This window comes from Dyella sp. OK004 (assembly GCF_900114495.1).
Taxonomy (GTDB): Bacteria; Pseudomonadota; Gammaproteobacteria; order Xanthomonadales; family Rhodanobacteraceae; genus Dyella_D.
In genome coordinates, this window is sequence record NZ_FOZI01000001.1 from 768,802 (window position 1) to 788,091 (window position 19,290).

The window sequence follows — 19,290 nt, forward strand, 5'->3', positions numbered from 1 at the left end:
CAATAGGCTGTTCCCCCTGACGGATTCCGACGTGTCCAACCAACTCGAACAACTGCGCCAGTACACCACCGTGGTCGCCGATACCGGCGATATCGAGGCGATCGCCCGCTATCGTCCGGTGGACGCCACCACCAACCCTTCGCTGCTGCTGAAAGCGACCGAGCTGCCAGCCTATGCGCCGCTGATCGACGAAGCGGTGCGGTGGGCAAAAGCGCAGAGCCATTCGCGCGAACAACAACTGGTCGATGCCGGCGATCATCTCGCCGTGGCGGTGGGCCGCAAAATCGTGGAACTGGTGCCTGGCCGCGTCTCCACCGAAGTGGATGCACGTCTCTCGTTCGACACCGACGCCACTATCGCCAAGGCCGAGCGCCTGATCGGCCTGTACGAAGCGGCAGGCGTGAAACGCGACCGCATCCTGATCAAGATCGCCTCCACCTGGGAAGGCATTCGCGCCGCCGAGCAACTGGAGCGCCGCGGCATCCAGTGCAACCTCACCCTGCTGTTCTCGTTCGAGCAGGCGCAGGCTTGCGCCGAGGCGGGCGTGTTCCTGATCTCGCCGTTCGTGGGCCGCATCATGGACTGGTACGTGGCTAACACCGGCACCAAGAGCTATGCACCGGAAGAAGACCCGGGCGTGCAGTCTGTGCGCCGCATCTACGATTGGTACAAGCACCACGGCTTCGAAACGGTGGTGATGGGCGCCAGCTTCCGCAATATCGGCCAGATCCAAGCATTGGCCGGCTGTGACCGCCTGACCATCAGCCCCGACCTGCTGGAAAAACTCGAAGCGAGCCACGATGCCTTGCCGCGCGCGCTGCACGATGACGGCGTGCGCGAAGCGAAAACCGCACCAATCAGCGAAGCTCAGTTCCGCTGGGGTCACAACGAAGACGCGATGGCGACGGACAAGCTGGCCGACGGCATCCGCAAGTTCGCGGCAGATCAGCGCAAGCTGGAAACCCTGTTAGCCGGCAAACTGTAAGGCCGGCCTAGCGAGTCGTCGCGAGAGCTATCGCGACGACTCGCATTCCAGCAAGGTTTCAACGGGTGCCGGATGCCGGCTCGCCATTCGCTGCTGCCCATTGCTCCGTCGACCATCCACCACCGAGCGCACGCACCAACTGCACACTCGCGCGTAACTGCCGCGTATCCAGATCGAGCAAACTGCGCTTCGCATCGAGCGACACGGTCTGCGCCTGCACCACATCGAGATAACCGACGGCGCCCTGCTTGTAACGGTCCATGGCCAGATCCAGCGAATGTGCTGCGGCTTCGGCAGCGTCCTTCTGGTCCGAGCGCGCCGTGCCGTAGTGATCCAGCTGGGCGAGGTTGTCTTCCACTTGCTGGAAGGCCGCGAGCACCACGCCACGGTAGCGTGCACCGGCCTCGTCAGTAGCTGCCTTTGCCGCCTCCACGCCGGCCTTGCGCCGGCCGCCGTCGAAGATCGTGAGAAGCGAAGTGGGTCCGATCGCCCAGAAGCGATTCGGCGCAGTAAGCAGTCCCGCCGACTCCGCGCTCTGGTAACCACCCAACGCGCTCAGACTCAACGAAGGGAAATAGGCTGCGCGCGCTACGCCGATGCGCGCATTCGCTGCGGCGGTGCGTCGCTCGGCGGCCGCCACATCAGGGCGACGCTGCAATAGCGTGGACGGCAAACTGACCGGCACCGCCGGCAACGGCAACGCATTCGTCTCCGCCGCCAGACTGAAGTTGGATGCCGACTCGCCCACCAACACCGCGATCGCGTGCTCCGCCATGGCACGTTGTGCCAGCGTCTGCGACCACATCGACTTGGCCGAAGACAACTGCGTCTGCGCACGTGCCACGTCCAGGCCGGAAGCGATGCCGCCTCCGTGGCGCGTCTTGGTCAGCTCCAGCGCTTTTTCATATGCGCCGACGCTGTCTTTCAACAACTGGATCTGCTGATCCAGCCCGCGCAGCACAATGTAGTTGTCGGCCAGCTGCGCCTGCAGGCTGAGGCGCGCGGAAGCCAGATCGGCAGCGGCGGCGAGCGCATCGTCTTTGCCCGCTTCGACCGTGTTGCGCACGCGTCCCCACAGATCGAGCTCGTAATCGAGTTCGGCGCCCAGCGCGTAGCTGTCGTAATAGGCCGGGGAGGTTGCGCCGCGCAGCGGCCGGGTATCCGATTGCCGGTCACGCTGCGCATTGGCATTCGCGCCGATCTGCGGGAACAACCCGGCACGCGCCTGCATGCTGTACGCCTGCGCCTGCTGATAGTGCGCGAGCGCAACGGCGAGATCGGTGTTGTTGGCCAGCAGGCGTTGCTGCAACTGATCGAGTTGCTTATCAGCGTACAGCTTCCACCAGCCATCACGCGGCAAATGGTCGGCCGGCTGGGCTTCGACCCAACTCTTGCCCAACGCGGCACCGTGTTCCTGGTACTGCTCCGCCACCGGCACTTCCGGCACTTTGTACGCGGGCGCCAGCGAGCATCCGCCCAGGGCGAGCATCAGCAACGCCAGTTCAGGCCTTCTTTTCATTGGTACGACCCTGGGCCTTGGCCAGCTCGGTGTTGTTGGTGGCGGTCTGCACGTGGTCGCCTTCGGCGAGGCCGTCCGGCGGGCTTTCGATCACGCGATCGCCTTCGGCAAGGCCGGTACCGATCTCCACCGATTTGCCGTAGTCGCGCAGGATGGTGACCTTCTTGAAGGCCACCTTGCCGTCCGCGCCCAGCGTTGCCACGCGCAAGCCTTGGTCATCGAAGATCAGCGCGCTGGCGGGCACGCGAAGCGCGGCAACGTCGGCGGGACGCTCCAGCTTCACGCCGGCAAAGCCGCCGGGCATCAGCTTGCCGTCGGCGTTATCCACGGCGAGCTGGATCAGCGTGGTGCCGGACTCCGCATTGACTGCGCCCGCCGATGCTTCGACCTTGGCCTGGAAGGTACGGCCCGGATATTCCGGTACGGTGAGTTGGGCGATGGCACCGGGCTTGATCGATGGCGCGTAGTTCTGCGGCACGCGTACGTACACACGCAGCTTGCGCATATCGGAGACCACGAACAGCTCGGGACCGCTGCCGCTGCCGGCGTTGATCAGCGCACCGACATCGGTCTCGCGCGCGGTGACCACGCCATCGAACGGCGCCAGGATGCGGGCAAAACCCTTCATTGCCTCGATGCGGTCCAGGTTGGCCTTTGCCGCCTTGGCGATCGCTTGCTTGGCGGTGTAGTCGCCGCTCTTCTCATCCACTTCCTGACGCGATACCGAGTCGGAACCGAGCATGGCCTGCCAGCGCTTGGCGGTAGTGGCGGCCAGCGCGGAATTCGCTTCCGCGCTGGCGAGATCAGCCTTGGCCTGCAACAACTGTTGATCGAGATCCGGCGTTTCGATTTCCGCCAACAACTGGCCGGCCTTCACCGGCGTGCCGATATCGACCTTCCAGGATTTCAGGTAGCCGCTGACGCGCGCATAGATGGGCGCGCGCGAATAGGCCTCCAGACGGCCGGGCAGATCCAGCGAGGAACCTTTGTCGCTGCGCTCCGCCGCCACCACGCTGACCGTGGGCACGGCCTGCGCCTCGGTCCAGCTCTTGAGCTTGCGTGCGTCGTTGGCGCGGGTAGCGACGCCGCTCACCACCACCACAACGATGACGATGACGGCGACCCACCCGGCGCGCTTGAGGCGACGCGGGGAGATGGGGGCGGGCTTGTGGGTATCAGGCGACATGGGCGGGCTCTCCGGAAGCAAGTGCCGGGGCAGAGGCGCGGCCATGCCGCGCGTGAATGATGCGGAACACCACGGGTACGAAGAACAAGGTGGCGACGGTGGCGAAGATCAGGCCGCCGATCACGGCACGACCGAGCGGCGCGTTCTGCTCGCCGCCCTCGCCCAGGCCCAACGCCATCGGTGCCATGCCGATGATCATGGCCAGCGCGGTCATCAGCACCGGGCGGAAGCGTACGAAACCGGCTTCCAGCGCCGCCTGATGCGCGTCGCCATGCTCGGCCAGACGCTCGCGGCAGAAACTCACCACCAGAATCGAGTTGGCCGTGGCCACACCCATACACATGATGGCACCGGTGAGCGCGGGCACCGACAACGTGGTGTGCGTGGCGAACAGCATCCACACAATGCCAGCCAGTGCGGCGGGCAGCGCGGTAATGATCACGAAGGGATCGCTCCACGACTGGAAGTTCACCACGATCAGCAGATAGATCAGTACCGCTGCGCCGAGCAGGCCGAAGATCAGGCCGGAGAAGGCGCTGTTCATGGTCTGCACCTGACCCAACAACGCGGTGGACGACCCCTTCGGCAGATCCTTGGCGTGCGCGTCGATGATCTTCTGGATGTCGGCCGCCACCGCACCAAGATCACGCCCTTGCGTGGTGGCGAAGATCTCCACCATCGGCTGGATGTTGTACTGGCTCACCACCGCATTGCTAGCGCCGCGCGTCATAGTGGAGAGGCCACCGAGAATCTGCGACTGGCCGCCGCCACTCGACGTCACCGGCAGGTTCTCCAACGCGGACAGCGAATCGAGTTTGTATTGCGGTGTCTGCATCACGATGGGATAGGAAATCTGGTTCACCGGGTTCAACCAGAACGTTGGCGCCACCTGGCTGGAACCCGCCAGGTTCACCACCAGGCTGTTGGTAACGTCGCGCTCGGTAACACCGAGCAGCTGCGCCCGCGTGCGATCCACGTCGATGGCGAAGGTCGGGTTCGACTGCGACTGCTGGATGCGCGCATCGGCCACGCCCGGCACGCGCCTGATTCCGCGCAACAGCTGGTTAGCGAAGACGAAGTTCTTCGGCAAGTTGTTGCCGCGAATCTGCAAGTCGATTGGCGCGGGCGAACCGAAGTTAAGGATCTGACTGATGATGTCCGCCGGCGGGAACGAGAACGTCACGCCGGGGAATTCACGCGGCAGGCGCTCACGCATCTCGCGTACGTAGTCCGCCGTGGGGCGGTGTCCTTCTTTCAGGCTTAACTGGATGTCGCCATCCCAGGAGCCGGTGGTGCCGGTGTTGTTGTAAGCCGTGTTGATGCCGCTGATGGACTGGCCGATGTTGTCGACCACCGTGCCCAGCTCATCCGGCGGAATGATGCGGCGGATCGAGGCTTGCACATTAGCAAACAGTGTCGCGCTCTGTTCCACGCGCGTGCCGACCGGTGCGCGGACGTGCAGCAGGATCTGGCCCGCGTCCACCGACGGGAAAAAGTTGCGCCCGAGGAACGGCACCAGCCCGAACGACAGCACGATGAAGCTCAGAAAGCCCACTACAAACACGCGCCGGTGCTCGAGCGCCATCGCCAGCAGGTCGTGATACACCGAACGCACCCGCTCGAAACGCGCCTCGAAACCACGCTGGAAACGCACCAGCGGATTGCGCGACGGCGGCAAGGCTTCATTGGTGCCGTGCTCGTCGGTGTGCGGCGCGTGCGGCTTCAACAGGTACATCGCCATCGTCGGCACCAGGGTGCGCGAGAGGATGAACGAGCAGATCATGGCGAACATTACCGCTTCGGCCATCGGCACGAACAGGAAACGCGCCACACCCTGCAGGAAGAACATCGGCACGAACACGATGCAGATGCACAGCAGCGAGACGAATGCCGGCGTCACGATCTGGCGCGCGCCATCCATGATCGCCGTCTCCACATCCTTGCCATGTTCTAAGTGCCAGTTGATGTTCTCGATGGTCACCGTGGCGTCGTCCACCAGGATGCCCACCGCCAACGCCAGGCCGCCCAGGGTCATGATGTTCATGGTCTCGCCCACCGCCGACAACGCGGCGATGGAGCCCAGGATCGCCAGAGGAATCGAGGTGGCGATGATCACGGTGGAGCGCCAACTGCCGAGGAACAGCAGGATCATCAGACTGGTCAGCGCTGCTGCGATGATGCCCTCCTTCGCCACGCCGCTGATCGCCGCGCGCACGAACAGCGACTGATCGCCGATAGGAGCGATTTCCAGCGTGTCTGGGAACGAATCTTTCGCCGCCGCGAGCTTCTGCTTCACGCCTTCGATGATCGCTAGCGTCGAAGCCGAGCCGTTCTTCAGCACTGTCATCAGCACCGAACGGCCGCCGTCCACATGCACGACATTAGTCTGCGGCGGGTTGCCATCGCGCACATGAGCCACGTCGCGGATATAGACCGTGGTGCCATTCACCGTCTTCACCGGCAGGTCGCCCAGCGCGTTGATGTCCGACGGCGCATTGTTGAGCTGCAGGGTGTATTCGTAGGAGCCGATCTTCTGCGTGCCCACCGGCACGATGAGGTTCTGCGCGGCCAGCGCATTGGCCACGTCCTGCGCCGATAGTCCGCGCGCCTGCAGTGCCGCCGAATCGATATCGATCTGCACCTGGCGTGTTTTACCGCCGAACGGATATGGAATCGACGCTCCCGCCACCGAAGTCAGCACCGGACGCACCGCATTGATGCCGAGGTCACCCAGGTTCTGTTCGCTAAGGCCCTTGCCCGATAGCGCGAGCTGGATGATGGGGACAGTGGATGCGTTGTAGTTGAGGATCAGAGGCGGCGTGATACCCGGCGGAAGTTGTCGCAGCAGGGTCTGCGCAACCGCCGTCACCTGTGCGTTTGCCGTACGGATATCGACCGTGGGCTGGAAGAAGATCTTGATCACCCCGAAGCCGGCGATCGACTGCGCCTCGATGTGCTCCACGTCGTTCACCGTGGTGGTCAGCACGCGCTCGAACGGCGAGGCGATGCGGCCCGCCATCTGGTCAGGCGGCAGACCGGTGTACTGCCACACCACGCTGATCACCGGAATCTTGATGTCCGGAAAGATATCCGTCGGTGTTCTGACCGCAGCCAGCGGGCCGATGATCAGGATCAACAACGCGAGAACGACAAAGGTGTAGGGCCGCGAAAGCGCGATCCGGACGATGCCAAGCATGCGGGGGATTCCGTGCGCGAATGATGCGTCGCCACAAATTTTCGCATGTGGCCTGATGGAACGGCCGGCTAAACGGATGAAGATATTTTCATTTTGGATGCGCCCAGCTCGGCAGACTCTGCGCGGCACTTGGCGTCATGGGGATGTCATGACTTTCGACACCCCTCAGCGATCACCAGCAGGTGAGCTACGCGGTAACCGAGCGCGAAAGACAGGTGCCCGGCACTTCACCCGGCGCCACCGGATAGCAGTACAGCGTAATCCTCGCGCCACCGGGCGCATCGCCGATATCCAGGGCATAGCCATGCAGGCGTACGATCGCGCTGACGATGCTCAGGCCAAGACCCGAACCCGGTGTCGTGCGGCTGTTATCGCCGCGATAGAACCTTCGCGTCACGGCGTCGCGCTCGTTCGAGGGAATGCCGGGACCGCTGTCGAGAATGTCCACGCGCGGGCCACGGCTGTCCATGCGCGCGCGCAGACGCACCTGGCCGCCGTTCGGGGTGAACTTGATGGCATTGCCCACCAGGTTCGCCAGCGCTTCGAACAGCAGGTGTGCGTCGCCGCGCACGGCGGTCATGGGCTCGACCTCCAGCACGAACGGCTGGCTTCGATCTTCCGCTACGGGTGCGTAAAACTCATGCACCTGCTGCAAGACCTGTCCCAGATCCACTTCGGCGAAGCAGGCGTTGCGATGGCTGTCTTCCAGCTCGGAAACACGCAGCAAGGCGCGGAAGCGTCCCAGCACTGCATCGATGTCGACGATGCTCGCTTCCACCAGTGCCGCCTCGGACTGCCCCGACAGTTGCTGCTGCGCGCGATACAGACGCGCGCGCAGGCGCGTCAGCGGCGTGCGCAGGTCGTGTGCGATGTTGTCGCACACACCTTTGACTTCGTTCATCAGGCGCTCGATCTCGCCGAGCATGGTGTTGACGATGCCGGCAAGTATGTCCAGTTCGTCACCACGCCCATTCATAGGCAAGCGCTTGGAGAGATCGCCCTGGCGGATCGGGTCGGTTGCCTGTTGCAGCTCACGGATGCGTTTTTCCGGTCCGCGCCGCAGCAGGAAGCCGCCAAGCAGTCCCGGGATGATGGTCAGGGAGAGAGCCCACAGCAGCGCGCGCCATACGATGGTGCCGAGTCCGTCGAGGGTACTGGTGTCCTTGGCGATCACCAGCAGGCGGCCATCGGGCAGACGTGTCGCCATCGCGCGGGCACGCGTGCGCGTCGCATCGCGGTCGGGGCGCGGCATGCCTTGCGCCAGCAGGCGCACCTTGCCATCGATGGCAAGCTCTGTGGGAATGTGAGCGATGTTGCCGGCAATCGCGTGTCCGCCGGCGTCGAACAGACCCACTGACATGATGCCGTGCGGGTCGATGGTGCTCGCCGCATCCACCGTTGCCGGCAGACGCTGCGCATCGGTGGCCTCCAGATAATGCATGCGCTGCTCAAGCATCTGGTCGATCACGGTGTTGAGATAGCGCGCGCTTTCCCACTGAATCACGCCGACTAACACCAAACCCCACGCGGCAAACAACGCGCCGTAGATCAGGATTAGTCGAGAGGTGGCGGAGCGCCAGGCGCTGGGACGGGCGTTCATGGTGGGGCCGATGCGTTCTGGGGGGCCGAGGTGATCATGTAGCCGGTGCCGCGCACGGTACGGATCAGCGGTGGCTGGCCGGCACCGTCGATCTTGCGCCGAAGCCGGCCGATATGCACGTCGATCACGTTGGTGCCGGGATCGAAGTGGAAGCCCCATACGGCTTCGAAAATCATGCTGCGGGTCAACACCTGGCCGGAGTTGCGCATCAGGCATTCCAGCAATCGGTATTCGGTGGGCTGCAGGGTCAGCGGTTGGCCGTTGCGGTAGGCGACGTGGCGGACCAGATCCAGCTCAAGATCGCCGACGCGCAGGCGCGTGTCGTTCTGTTGGGGCTGCCGGCGGCGTAGCAGCACTTCGGCGCGAGCGGCCATCTCGTCCGGGGCGAACGGCTTGGTGAGGTAATCGTCGCCGCCAGCACGCAGGCCGCGCACGCGATCGTCGACATCGCTGAGTGCGCTGATCATCAGCACCGGCGTGTCGATCTGCTGGCGGCGCAGGCCAGCCACCACTTCGATGCCGTCCATGCCGGGAAGCATGCGATCGAGCGTGATCAGATCGTAGTTTTGCGCGGTTGCCCGCGACAGGCCTTCCTTGCCATCGGCCACCCATTCGGCGGTCATGCCGTGCACGCTCAGCTCGGCCACGATCTCGCGGGCCGTGACTTCGTCGTCTTCGATGACCAGCACTCTGGGCATGGCGAAATTACGAATATGGAAAGCGGAAAAACCAACGGCCCCGCTGCGGGGCCGTTGGCATGGTAACGCCTGCGCTGGCGATCAGGCGGCGAACAGGCCGCGCATCTTCTTCATCGCATTCGCCTCGACCTGGCGAATGCGCTCGGCGGAAACGCCGTATTCGTCAGCCAGATCTTGCAGCGTGGCCTTTTCTTCGTTAAGCCAGCGGCGCTGGATGATGTCGCGCGAGCGCTTATCCAGGTTCTGTAGCGCAGCCGACAGGGTTTCCATTTGGTTGTCCGCATGATCGGCGTCAGCGACGTTCTCATACGGATCGGCGCCCTCGTCAATCAAGAAAGCCGCTGGTGCCGGCTTCGCATCATCGTCGGCATCGGCCGGCGCTTCGAAACCGATATCGCGCCCGGACAGACGCGACTCCATCTCGCGCACCGTCGCTTCCGGCACGCCCAGCTCCTTCGCCACGGTGCGCACTTCCTCAGCGTTCATCCAACCCAGGCGCTTCTTGCTCTTGCGCAGGTTGAAGAACAGCTTGCGCTGCGCCTTGGTGGTGGCCACCTTGACGATGCGCCAGTTGCGCAGGATGAACTCGTGCATTTCGGCACGGATCCAATGCACCGCGAAGCTCACCAGGCGCACGCCCTGGTCGGGGTCGAAGCGCTTCACAGCCTTCATCAGGCCGATGTTGCCTTCCTGGATAAGGTCGGCGATCTGCAGTCCGTAGCCGCTGTAGCCGCGGGCCACGTGCACCACGAAACGCAGATGCGACATCACCAGCTTCCTGGCGGCGGCCAGATCTTCTTCTTCGTTGTAGCGGCGCGACAGCGCCTGCTCCTCATCCTGGCTGAGCACCGGAATCCGATGCACCGCCGAGATATAGGCATCCAGACTGCCAACGACACTAGGAACCGGCAGGTTGGCGGTCACTAAGGCTTGAGACATGTGTGGAACCTCCTGATATGGGGTCAGCTTAGCACTCTGGGGATGAGAGTGCTAAAGCGGCCAAGAGTTCCAGCCGCTTTAGTGAACCGAATAGTACACGAATCAGATAGGTTCGTCCATCGTCGGCCACACCACCCTGGGGGCACGAGGCCCGGCGATCAATAGCGCTTGGCTTTGGCGTTGTAGTAGCTCAGATCGGTCGATTCGAGCAGGCGGCGCATGGCCGGTCCCAGGTGACTGAAACCGCGGGCCTTCAGGACGTCTTTCTTGCCGGGAATATCGTATTGCCCTGAGACGCCGTCAGCATACCTGCCATCCGCCACGACACCGGCGGCCATGCCAGCCGGGCGCGGCAGTTGTTCCGGCCAATGCTGGCAATGCAAGGTCATCTGGGGACACCAGTGCCGGTTCTCCGGATGGACCGGCTCCCGCTCGACCATGCCGATGATGGCTTTGGGCCCGAAGTTCTTGACCACGGCGGCGTAGAAGTCCGTTTCGAGCGTATGCCCTTCAACCGGCGCCAGCGTTTCCAGCAGCTCCAGAAACCGCGGATCGTTTTTCGCGATGAAGAACTGCGTGGACAGCGTGTCCTTGCGCCTGATGCCGAAATCGATCCCGACGCCATTCATAAGCTTGGCAAGGTGACCCTTTAGGCGCACCAACGGATTTTTCGACTGCCGCCATTTCGGACGCTGGTCGGTGCTCCACGACGAAGCCGCGATGATCGCCTTGTCGTCGCGAGCGAGCAGCTCGATATAACGCTGCAACAGACCCTGGTCGAAAACCCAGGTGTCCGCATCGAGATGAATGATGTAGTCCGGGTTGTACTTGTCGGCCGCGGCTCGGAAGGACTTCCTCACCAGATTCAGCGCGCCATCGATGATGGTCAGCGGCTGGCACGAGACCAGTTCGTCCTCGATGTATTTCTCGTAGGAAGAGCCCGAGCAGGCATGCACGATCGGCCATTGCTCCGGGTAATTGAGCTTGACGATTTCCATGTTGATCCGGGCGCAATCCGCACGCTCGTGGGTCGTCATGCAAACGACGACCTTCGGCCTTCCTGCTGCTATGGGCACACTGCCCGAACTACCGGCCACTGGGTCTACTCCGCTCATACGCGCCGCATCTCTCAATCTGTCCGTGGGTCCACGCATGCATCGTGGCAGTCCTTCATTGTACTTGCCGGCCGATTTGCCTAGCCAACCACGGCCCACGGATTCACGTTGAAGAGGTCGCCGACTGCATCAACTCAGCGCGCCGCGGCAACGACCAGTCCACCGGCGCCTGGCCATGGGCTTCCAGATAGCTGTTAGCGGCAGAGAAGTGGCCGCAACCGAGGAAGCCGCGGTGCGCGGAGAGGGGGGACGGATGCACCGACTTGAGAATGTGGTGCCTCCCCGCGTCGATCAGCTGGCCTTTGCGCTGGGCATACGAGCCCCACAGCATGAACACCAGGCCTTCGCGCTCCCGGTTGAGGGCATCGATGGCCGCATCGGTGAACCCCTCCCAGCCTTTGCCCTGGTGGGAAGCCGCCAATCCCCGCTCCACCGTCAACACGCTATTGAGCAGCAGCACGCCGCGATCCGCCCAGGGCGTGAGGCAGCCATGGTCGGGTGGTGCGATGCCGAGATCGCGCTGGATTTCCTTGAAGATGTTCTGCAGTGAGGGCGGCGGCTGTACGCCCGGCCTTACGGAGAAGCACAAACCATGCGCCTGCCCCGGACCGTGGTACGGGTCCTGGCCGAGAATGACGACACGCACGGCGTCAAACGGCGTGTGATCGAACGCGGCGAAGATCTCGGGCCCCGGTGGATAGATCACCTTGCCGGCCTGTTTTTCCTTGCGCAGGAATTGCGACAACGCCTGCATCTCGGGCCGCTCGAGATAGCCGCCGATGCGCTCCTTCCAGGAAGGCTCCAGCTTGACGCGACTTTCGTTCATACCGCTTCGTCGCGTAGTCGCAGGTGCCGCGCAACACGCAACTGGAACAGGAGTTTGGTGATCAACAGCTTCTCCTCGATCGGCTTCTCGACCAGGTCATTGGCACCGGCCTTGAGCAATGCCGCCTGGTTGACGGGGTTCTCATCCCCGGTCATCACCAGCACGGGCAGGCGCCCTTTGCTGTAACCGTATTCGCGACGGATGCGCTCAAGCAAATCGCCGCCCGTGAGCTCACCCTTGAGACTGACGTCAGTAAGCACGATATCGGCACCCACCTGATCCTGTGCGTGCGCCGTCTCCAGCCAGGCCAGCGCATCTTCAGCGCTGATCACATGGCGTACGGTGAGGCCATATTTTTCCAGCATGCGGCGCGTCGCCAAGGCCACCACACGACTATCCTCGACGTAGAGCACTTCGCCTTCGGCGCTGCTTTCCGGTTTCACGTAGCCACGAATGAATTCGGCCAGCGCCTGAAAGCCCAGCGACTTGTCGAAGTAGTCGGTAACGTGTTCGCCCAGCACGCGCCGGTGCAGGCGGTCATCGACGTCGCCGGACACGACCACGATCGGCACATAGATCTGCGGTGCCGATTCGCGCACATAGCGCGCCAGCTCCAGGCCATCCATATCGGGCAGCCGCAGCGCAATGGTGATGAAGTCGAACACACCGCCTTCCAGCAGCTGTTGCGCTTCGGCGCCCGACGCACAGCCGATCACCTCGGCCGCAGGCAACTCTGCCTGCAGCACGCGGCTGATCAGTTGTCGCACTACCTTGGAACCGTCCACCACCAGCACACGCGGTGCAGCGCTGACGATACGGTTACTGAAACCTGCACTCATTCCCACCCATCCACGCGTCTCGTAGCGTCCGTGCCGAAGATTCGACGGACGCCCCCTGCGCCCCGCATTCCAGGCATCTTGCACCGATGTCGGTGCGGTGCCTGCGACCGGCGTCACCTCTACCGGTCCGGCTCCACTCAGGCGGCCTTGCGCAACTGCCAGGCACTGACCAGGCGCGCGCCCAGCCAGCCCAGCAAGGCCGCAACCGGCGGCACAGCGCCCAGCACCCACAGCGGCAACGCGCCGACCTGTAGCTTGCCGTCATACACATGACTGAGCCGTGTCACCGGTTCGGCCAGCGCCATTTCGACCAGCACCGCCACGCCCGCAGCGAGCACGCCGCTGAACAGGCCGTACCAGATACCCGCATAAAGATAAGGCCGCCGCACGAACGCCCGGCTCGCGCCAACCAGCATCAGCACACTGATCTCTTCGCTGCGGCTGGCGATGTCCACGCGCACGGTATTGCCCACTACCAGCAACACCGCAAGCGCCAGCAGCACGGCCAGCACCAGTACGGCGCGGTTTCCGACGCCGAGCAAGGCATCCAGACGCTGGCGCCAGGTACCGCTGTCCTGCACCAGATCCACACCCTGCGTTTCGCGCAGCTCATCAACCAGGCGCGCCACCGCGTCCGCATCGAGGCCCTGCTTCGGCAGTACTTCGATGGCGTAGGGCAACGGGTTGTTGTCCAGGGTATGCAGCGCGCCGGAGAAGCCTTGCATCTTGGCCAGCTCATCCATGCCCTGCTGAGGGGTCTTCACCGTCACTGTCGCCACGTCTGCACGCTCGCGCAGTTTGGTGGCAAGCAGCTCCACCGCCGGACCGCTCTGACTGGGCTGCAGGAACACCGAGACCGTCTGATTCTGCCCCAGTACATCGCCCAGCTTCTGCACATTGCCGAGCAACAAGTAGAAGGTCAGCGGCAATGCCAGCGCCAGCGCCATCACGGCCACGGTCAACAAAGTGCCGACTGGACGCGACATCAGGCGGCGCAGACTGGCCGCAGCGCTCCAGCCATGATGCTCACGCCAGCTCGCCACGGGCCGCGCGCGACTGCGCTCTACCCGCGGCGCGGCCTCGGGCACGATCGGCATCTCGTTAGGGAATTCCGGCTGTGTGGTCACAGCACCTCCTGCGCGGCGACATCGGCGACCAGGCGGCCGTGATCCAGCACCACCACCCGCTTCTTGATGCGCTTGATCAGCGGCAGATCATGGCTGGCGATCAATACCGTGGTACCGACCTGCTGGAATTCGGCAAATAGCCCCATGATCTCCACCGCCAACTGCGGATCGAGGTTGCCGGTAGGCTCGTCGGCGATCAGCAGGGTCGGCTTGGCGACGATGGCGCGAGCAATGCCCACGCGCTGCTGCTCACCGGTAGACAGCGTGACCGGCAGTTGCCGCTCATAAGAGAGCAGCCCCACCTTTTCCAGCGCCGCGCGCACGCGACGGCCGCGCTCGACTGGCGCGATGCCACCGATCACCAGCGGCAGTTCAACGTTAGCGAACACCGTGCGGTCCATCAGTAGGCGATGGTCCTGGAACACCATGCCGATGCGCCGGCGCAACTTAGGAATGCCGCCACGGCCGATCTTGGACAGATTCTGCCCGTCCAGGGTGATCACGCCATGCGACGGTCGCTCGATCAGGCCGAGCAACTTCAACAGCGTGCTCTTGCCCGCGCCCGAGTGTCCGGTCACGAACGCCATTTCGCCGGGGGCGACATGGAAGGAAAGCTGCGACAGCGCCTCATGGCCGCCCTCGTAGCGTTTGCTGACTTGGTCGAAGCGGATCACTGCGTTTCCTCGATCCCTGATGCCGCACTGGCGGCAAGGATAAGGGATGGCGCCGCCAAGGTGATCCCCCGCCGCGCGTTTTCTACGCGCGGCGGAGTTCGGTTCAGCGGCCGGTGAACAGCCGCGCCAGGCGACGGAAGAAGCCCTGCTTCTTCGGCGCCGCTTCCGCGTTGTGACCGGCGGTCAGGGCAACCTGGCGCGACGGGCGGGAACCGTTGGCATCGGCACCACCGCGTTCGCGCGGCGGACGGCGCTCGCCGCGCGCGCCGTGACCGTTCTCGTTCGGTGCGGTGACGTTGGCGCCATGCTCGTTATGGCCCGGCGCACCCTCACGGCGACGGCCGCGGCCGCCACGGCGACGACGACGCTTCTGCTCGCCCTCACCAGTGATTGCGTCCTGGCCCGCTGCGGGTACTGCCTCAACCGGCTCGCTCGCAGCGACAGCCTTGGCCGGCTGCTCCGCACGCGGTTTGCGCGGCTGGCCGTCGCGAGGCTTACGCTCGCCCTCGCGCCCGTCACGGCTGCGCGAACGACCGCGCGAACCGCCTTCCTTCTTTTCGCGGTTCTCGACCTTGTCGCCGAAAGCCGCGCTGTCGGCCGCTGCTTCCGCGGCGTATTGCGGGTCGATCTCGCGTGGCTTCGGCATCACCAGCAGCTCGGGATCGATACTGGCCACCGGGATGCGCTGGCCGATGTAAGTCTCGATGTCCGGCAGCGACATGGCATACAGGTCGCAGGCAAAGCTGATCGCGTCGCCTTCGGCACCCAGGCGCGCGGTGCGGCCGATGCGATGCACGTAATCCTCGGCGTCCTGCGGCAGGTCGTAGTTGAAGACGTGGCTGACCGCGGAAATGTGCAGGCCGCGCGCAGCGACGTCCGTGCACACCAGCATGTCGAGCTGGCCTTCCTGGAAGCGCTGCAACAGCTTCTGGCGCTTCAGCTGCGGCACGTCGCCGGACAGGGCACCCACGCGGTAGCCCTGGCGCTTCACACGATCGGTGATGCGCTCGGCCGCGGCCTTGGTGTTGACGAAAACGATGCTGCGGCTGGGCTTGGTACGCTCCAGCAGGTTGAGCAGCAGCGGCATCTTCTCCTCTTTGGAGGGGAAGTAGACCTGCTGGCGCACGCGGTCGGCGGTGACGTTCTCGGTCTCCACCACCAGCTTCTCGGCGTTGTGCATGTGCTCGTAGGCCAGCTCCAGCACGCGATGACTGAGCGTGGCGGAGAACAGCAGCACCTGGCGCTGCTCTCGCGCCGGCAGGCGGCGGAAGATGAAGCGCACGTCCTTGATGAAGCCGAGGTCGAACATGCGGTCGGCCTCGTCGATCACCATCACTTCGACGCCGTTAAGGCCGAACACGTTCTGCTTGTAGTAGTCGAGCAGGCGGCCAGGAGTGGCGATAATGATGTCGCAGCCATCGTGCAGCTGCTGGCGTTGCTTGTCGTAGTCGACGCCGCCGTAGATCAGTGCGGTCTTCAGGCCGGTGTAGCGGCCGATGTTGCGCGCGTCCTTGTCGATCTGGATGGCCAGCTCGCGGGTCGGCGCGATCACCAGGGCGCGCGGGTCGCTGTCCTTGCGCTCGGCCACGGCCGGGCGAGTCAGCAGGCGGTTCATCATCGCGACCAGGAAGGCGCAGGTCTTGCCGGTGCCGGTCTGGGCCTGGCCGGCGACGTCGCGGCCGGTCAGCGCCATGGGCAGGGTCAGCGCCTGGATCGGTGTGCAGCGGGTGAAACCGCTTTCGTCCAGACCCTGCTGCAGCAGCGGATGAAGTTCAAAATTTGTAAAGAAGGTATCGGTCAGTACAGTTTGGGACATTGATATGTAGTCAGCGGTAGGGCGGCCGCGATAGCGGCGCGCCCAGCCCCGCGGCGGTCGGCAGCCCGGGACGGGTGGATGAGGCGGCGCGGGCCAAAAGCGAATGATGGCCGGGCAGCGGCAAAGGCCGCGGTGGATCGCGGTACGCTTCGCGGCTGGCGCCGAGGTGGCGGGCTCTGGAACCGGCAGTCCCGCTGACATAGGTGAACAGGCTGTACGGGAGCCTTTTCACCTATATCAACGGAACTGTCCGATGCAGCCCTTGAATCGCTTGAATCGTGCCCTGAGTTACGTTGGAATGGAGGCTTGCCGCAACGGCACCACTTCCTTTTTCCGGTCCGACCCGCGCTTCATGGGCGCCCCAGTGTAGCCGATGCTGGCCGCGCGGTCGTCAAACCTTCCCCCCCGCCCAGATTCGGAGACCCCGGTGAGCGACCTGATTACCCATGTAAGCGATGACGCCTTCGAGCAGGAAGTGCTGAAGTCCGATACCCCCGTCCTGCTCGACTTCTGGGCCGAATGGTGCGGCCCCTGCAAGGCCATCGCGCCAATCCTGGACGACCTGGCCAAGCAGTACGAAGGCAAGCTGCGCATCGCCAAGATCAATATCGACCACAACCAGAAGACCCCGCGCAATTACGGCGTGCGCGGCATTCCCACCCTGATGGTGTTCAAAAACGGCAAGGTCGAGGCCACCCAGATCGGCGCCGTGAGCAAGGGGCAGCTGGCCCAGATGATCGACAAGGCGATCTGATTCGCCTCCTCGCATCCGCCGCACCGCTTTACGGCGTTACGCGGCGGGTGCTAGATTCACTTGGCCTGTTGGGACGCTGTCCCCCGCGCCCTCCGCGCTTTGAGCGCACCTCCCTCCTGTAATCAACGGCGCCCCGTGAGGTTTGCCCGTGTCCGATATCGAAAGCAAAGACCAGACCGACGCCAAGAGCGCCGAACCCAAGACCGTGGCCGACGCGCCGCGTACGCGAGCGCCACGCAAGTCGGCTGCCGCGTCGGCCAGCGCCGATAGCGCACCGAAGGCGGATAAGCCGGAGTACACCCCTCCGCCGCCGCTGCCTCCGGTCGAGCGGCCAGCCCCGTCTTACGAAGCCCCTGTGCAGGCCAGCCTGCCGGTGGATGGCGGTGGTTCCTCTCAAGGCGATAGCACGCCGCGCGACACTGCACCACAGCAGCCGCGCGAAGGTGGCCAGCCCAACCAGGGCGGCAACCCGAATAACCCAAACAACAACGATCGTCGCAATGACCGCAACGACCGTGGCCGTCGGCGTCGCCACGAGCGCAACCAGCAGCGCGGCGGCCCAAGTGGTGGCGGTGGCGGTGGCGGTGGCGGTGGCGGCGGGCAGCAACAGCATCCGCGCAACAACAACGGCCTGCCGGTGGACGACGAGTACGCCGACGCCGGTAGCAACGATCGCCTGATTAACCTCACCGAGCTCAAGCGCAAGAACGCGATCCAGCTGATGGAATTCGCTGAGTCGCTGGGCGTCCAGGAAGGTGTCGCCCGCGCCCGCAAGCAGGACGTGGTGTTCAACATCCTCAAGGCCCACGCCCGCTCCGGCGGCGGCATCTGGGCCGAGGGCGTGCTGGAAATCCTGCAGGACGGCTTCGGCTTCCTGCGCTCGGCCGACGAGTCCTACCTGGCCGGCCCCGACGACATCTATGTCTCGCCCAGCCAGATCCGTCGCTTCAACCTGCGCACCGGCGACTACATCACCGGACGCGTGCGCCACCCGAAGGAAGGCGAGCGCTATTTCGCGCTGCTGAAGGTCGACGACATCAACGGCGATCCGCCGGAAGCGTCGAAGAATAAGATGCTGTTCGAGAACCTGACGCCCCTGTTTCCGCGCAAGGCGTTCCATCTCGAGCGCGGCAATGGCTCCACCGAAGACATCACCGGCCGCATCCTGGACCTGGTGGCGCCGATCGGTCGCGGCCAGCGCGGCCTGATCGTGTCGCAGCCGAAGTCCGGTAAGACGATGATGCTGCAGAACATCGCGCAGGCCATCCAGTACAACCACCCGGACGTCCATCTGATCATGCTGTTGATCGACGAGCGCCCGGAGGAAGTGACGGAAATCGCCCGCACCGTGCGCGCCGAAGTCATCAGCTCCACCTTCGACGAACCGGCCGTGCGCCACGTGCAGGTCGCCGAAATGGTGATTGAGCGTGCCAAGCGCCTGGTCGAACACAAGAAAGATGTGGTGATCCTGCTCGATTCGATCACCCGTCTCGCCCGTGCCTACAACACCGTGGTACCCAGCTCCGGCAAGGTGCTCACTGGTGGTGTCGACGCCAATGCCCTGCAGCGTCCGAAGCGTTTCTTCGGCGCCGCGCGCAACGTGGAGGAAGGCGGCTCGCTGACCATCATCGCCACCGCGCTGACCGACACCGGCAGCAAGATGGACGAGGTGATCTACGAGGAGTTCAAGGGCACCGGCAACATGGAAGTGCACTTGAACCGCCGCATCTCCGAGAAGCGCGTGTACCCGGCCATCGACATCAACCGCTCCGGCACCCGCCGCGAAGACCTGCTGATCGATCCGGACCTGCTCGCCAAGATCTGGATCCTGCGCAAGCTGCTGCATCCGATGGACGAGCTGTCGGCGATGGAGTTCATGCTGGACAAGATGAAGAACACCAAGACCAACGACGAGTTCTTCAACTCCATGAAGCGCTGAGGCCACCGCCTATCGCCGCACTCCGAAAGGCCGGCCTTGCGCCGGCCTTTCGTTTGCACTGGACGCTCCGCCCCCGC

General features: G+C 64.1%; 15 protein-coding genes. 3 read left to right on the forward strand and 12 right to left on the reverse strand.

All coding sequences use genetic code 11. The features are described 5' to 3' along the window. Window positions 1-31: 31 nt before the first annotated feature. Window positions 32-985 (forward strand): transaldolase, encoded by a 954-nt coding sequence (tal, locus tag BM338_RS03375; RefSeq protein WP_090449410.1) that lies wholly within the window; start codon window positions 32-34, stop codon window positions 983-985. Between the two features lie 58 nt (window positions 986-1,043). On the opposite strand, the gene BM338_RS03380 is transcribed toward tal, so the two are convergent. The 12 genes from BM338_RS03380 to BM338_RS03435 form a co-directional block, all read right to left on the reverse strand. Continuing rightward, window positions 1,044-2,504 (reverse strand): efflux transporter outer membrane subunit, encoded by a 1,461-nt coding sequence (locus BM338_RS03380; protein WP_090449411.1) that lies wholly within the window; start codon window positions 2,502-2,504, stop codon window positions 1,044-1,046. Further along, on the reverse strand, window positions 2,488-3,690 hold the full coding sequence (locus BM338_RS03385) for an efflux RND transporter periplasmic adaptor subunit (RefSeq protein WP_090449412.1): 1,203 nt from the start codon (window positions 3,688-3,690) through the stop codon (window positions 2,488-2,490). Before BM338_RS03385 ends, BM338_RS03380 begins: the two co-directional genes overlap by 17 nt. Beyond that, window positions 3,680-6,886 carry an efflux RND transporter permease subunit gene (locus tag BM338_RS03390; protein ID WP_090449413.1) on the reverse strand — a complete coding sequence of 1,069 codons (3,207 nt, stop codon included), beginning with the start codon at window positions 6,884-6,886 and terminating at the stop codon, window positions 3,680-3,682. The genes BM338_RS03385 and BM338_RS03390 overlap by 11 nt, the downstream gene beginning before the upstream one ends. 187 nt (window positions 6,887-7,073) lie before the next feature. Continuing rightward, window positions 7,074-8,486: a sensor histidine kinase gene (locus BM338_RS03395; RefSeq protein ID WP_090449414.1), complete on the reverse strand. Its 1,413-nt coding sequence runs from the start codon at window positions 8,484-8,486 to the stop codon at window positions 7,074-7,076. Then, window positions 8,483-9,184 (reverse strand): response regulator transcription factor, encoded by a 702-nt coding sequence (locus tag BM338_RS03400; protein WP_090449415.1) that lies wholly within the window; start codon window positions 9,182-9,184, stop codon window positions 8,483-8,485. Before BM338_RS03400 ends, BM338_RS03395 begins: the two co-directional genes overlap by 4 nt. Window positions 9,185-9,265: 81 nt before the next feature. Then, window positions 9,266-10,123 carry an RNA polymerase sigma factor RpoH gene (gene rpoH, locus BM338_RS03405; RefSeq protein ID WP_090449416.1) on the reverse strand — a complete coding sequence of 286 codons (858 nt, stop codon included), beginning with the start codon at window positions 10,121-10,123 and terminating at the stop codon, window positions 9,266-9,268. A gap of 158 nt (window positions 10,124-10,281) precedes the next feature. Continuing rightward, window positions 10,282-11,160, reverse strand: coding sequence for a hypothetical protein (locus BM338_RS03410; RefSeq protein ID WP_090449417.1), 879 nt, complete (start codon window positions 11,158-11,160; stop codon window positions 10,282-10,284). A gap of 181 nt (window positions 11,161-11,341) precedes the next feature. Then, window positions 11,342-12,064, reverse strand: a complete 723-nt coding sequence (gene ung, locus BM338_RS03415; protein WP_090449418.1) for a uracil-DNA glycosylase — start codon at window positions 12,062-12,064, stop codon at window positions 11,342-11,344. Next, window positions 12,061-12,903: a response regulator gene (locus tag BM338_RS03420; protein ID WP_090449419.1), complete on the reverse strand. Its 843-nt coding sequence runs from the start codon at window positions 12,901-12,903 to the stop codon at window positions 12,061-12,063. Before BM338_RS03420 ends, ung begins: the two co-directional genes overlap by 4 nt. A gap of 137 nt (window positions 12,904-13,040) precedes the next feature. Then, window positions 13,041-14,000, reverse strand: coding sequence for a permease-like cell division protein FtsX (ftsX, locus tag BM338_RS03425; RefSeq protein ID WP_090450092.1), 960 nt, complete (start codon window positions 13,998-14,000; stop codon window positions 13,041-13,043). Between the two features lie 26 nt (window positions 14,001-14,026). Further along, complete coding sequence (ftsE, locus tag BM338_RS03430) at window positions 14,027-14,704, reverse strand: cell division ATP-binding protein FtsE (protein WP_090449420.1); 678 nt, start codon at window positions 14,702-14,704, stop codon at window positions 14,027-14,029. 103 nt (window positions 14,705-14,807) lie between these two features. Next, entirely contained in the window at window positions 14,808-16,520 is a 1,713-nt protein-coding gene (locus tag BM338_RS03435) for a DEAD/DEAH box helicase (protein WP_090449421.1), read from the reverse strand. Between the two features lie 373 nt (window positions 16,521-16,893). Here BM338_RS03435 and trxA point away from each other — a divergent pair, with 373 nt between their 5' ends. Continuing rightward, the gene (trxA, locus tag BM338_RS03440; protein WP_304529039.1) at window positions 16,894-17,274 is read left to right on the forward strand and encodes a thioredoxin TrxA; all 381 of its coding nucleotides are present in this window, start codon (window positions 16,894-16,896) and stop codon (window positions 17,272-17,274) included. Window positions 17,275-17,422: 148 nt separating this feature from the next. After that, on the forward strand, window positions 17,423-19,213 hold the full coding sequence (gene rho, locus BM338_RS03445; RefSeq protein ID WP_090449423.1) for a transcription termination factor Rho: 1,791 nt from the start codon (window positions 17,423-17,425) through the stop codon (window positions 19,211-19,213). Window positions 19,214-19,290 lie beyond the last annotated feature (77 nt).

Bases quoted from the DNA above. Each gene is read 5' to 3' on its own strand.
- BM338_RS03390 (WP_090449413.1), bottom strand. From the start codon at position 6,886: ATGCTTGGCATCGTCCGGATCGCGCTTTCGCGGCCCTACACCTTTGTC.
- BM338_RS03395 (WP_090449414.1), bottom strand. From the start codon at position 8,486: ATGAACGCCCGTCCCAGCGCCTGGCGCTCCGCCACCTCTCGACTAATC.
- BM338_RS03420 (WP_090449419.1), bottom strand. From the start codon at position 12,903: ATGAGTGCAGGTTTCAGTAACCGTATCGTCAGCGCTGCACCGCGTGTG.
- BM338_RS03410 (WP_090449417.1), bottom strand. From the start codon at position 11,160: ATGACGACCCACGAGCGTGCGGATTGCGCCCGGATCAACATGGAAATC.
- trxA (WP_304529039.1), top strand. From the start codon at position 16,894: ATGCTGGCCGCGCGGTCGTCAAACCTTCCCCCCCGCCCAGATTCGGAG.
- BM338_RS03380 (WP_090449411.1), bottom strand. From the start codon at position 2,504: ATGAAAAGAAGGCCTGAACTGGCGTTGCTGATGCTCGCCCTGGGCGGA.
- rpoH (WP_090449416.1), bottom strand. From the start codon at position 10,123: ATGTCTCAAGCCTTAGTGACCGCCAACCTGCCGGTTCCTAGTGTCGTT.
- ftsX (WP_090450092.1), bottom strand. From the start codon at position 14,000: ATGCCGATCGTGCCCGAGGCCGCGCCGCGGGTAGAGCGCAGTCGCGCG.
- BM338_RS03435 (WP_090449421.1), bottom strand. From the start codon at position 16,520: ATGTCCCAAACTGTACTGACCGATACCTTCTTTACAAATTTTGAACTT.
- BM338_RS03400 (WP_090449415.1), bottom strand. From the start codon at position 9,184: ATGCCCAGAGTGCTGGTCATCGAAGACGACGAAGTCACGGCCCGCGAG.
- BM338_RS03385 (WP_090449412.1), bottom strand. From the start codon at position 3,690: ATGTCGCCTGATACCCACAAGCCCGCCCCCATCTCCCCGCGTCGCCTC.
- ung (WP_090449418.1), bottom strand. From the start codon at position 12,064: ATGAACGAAAGTCGCGTCAAGCTGGAGCCTTCCTGGAAGGAGCGCATC.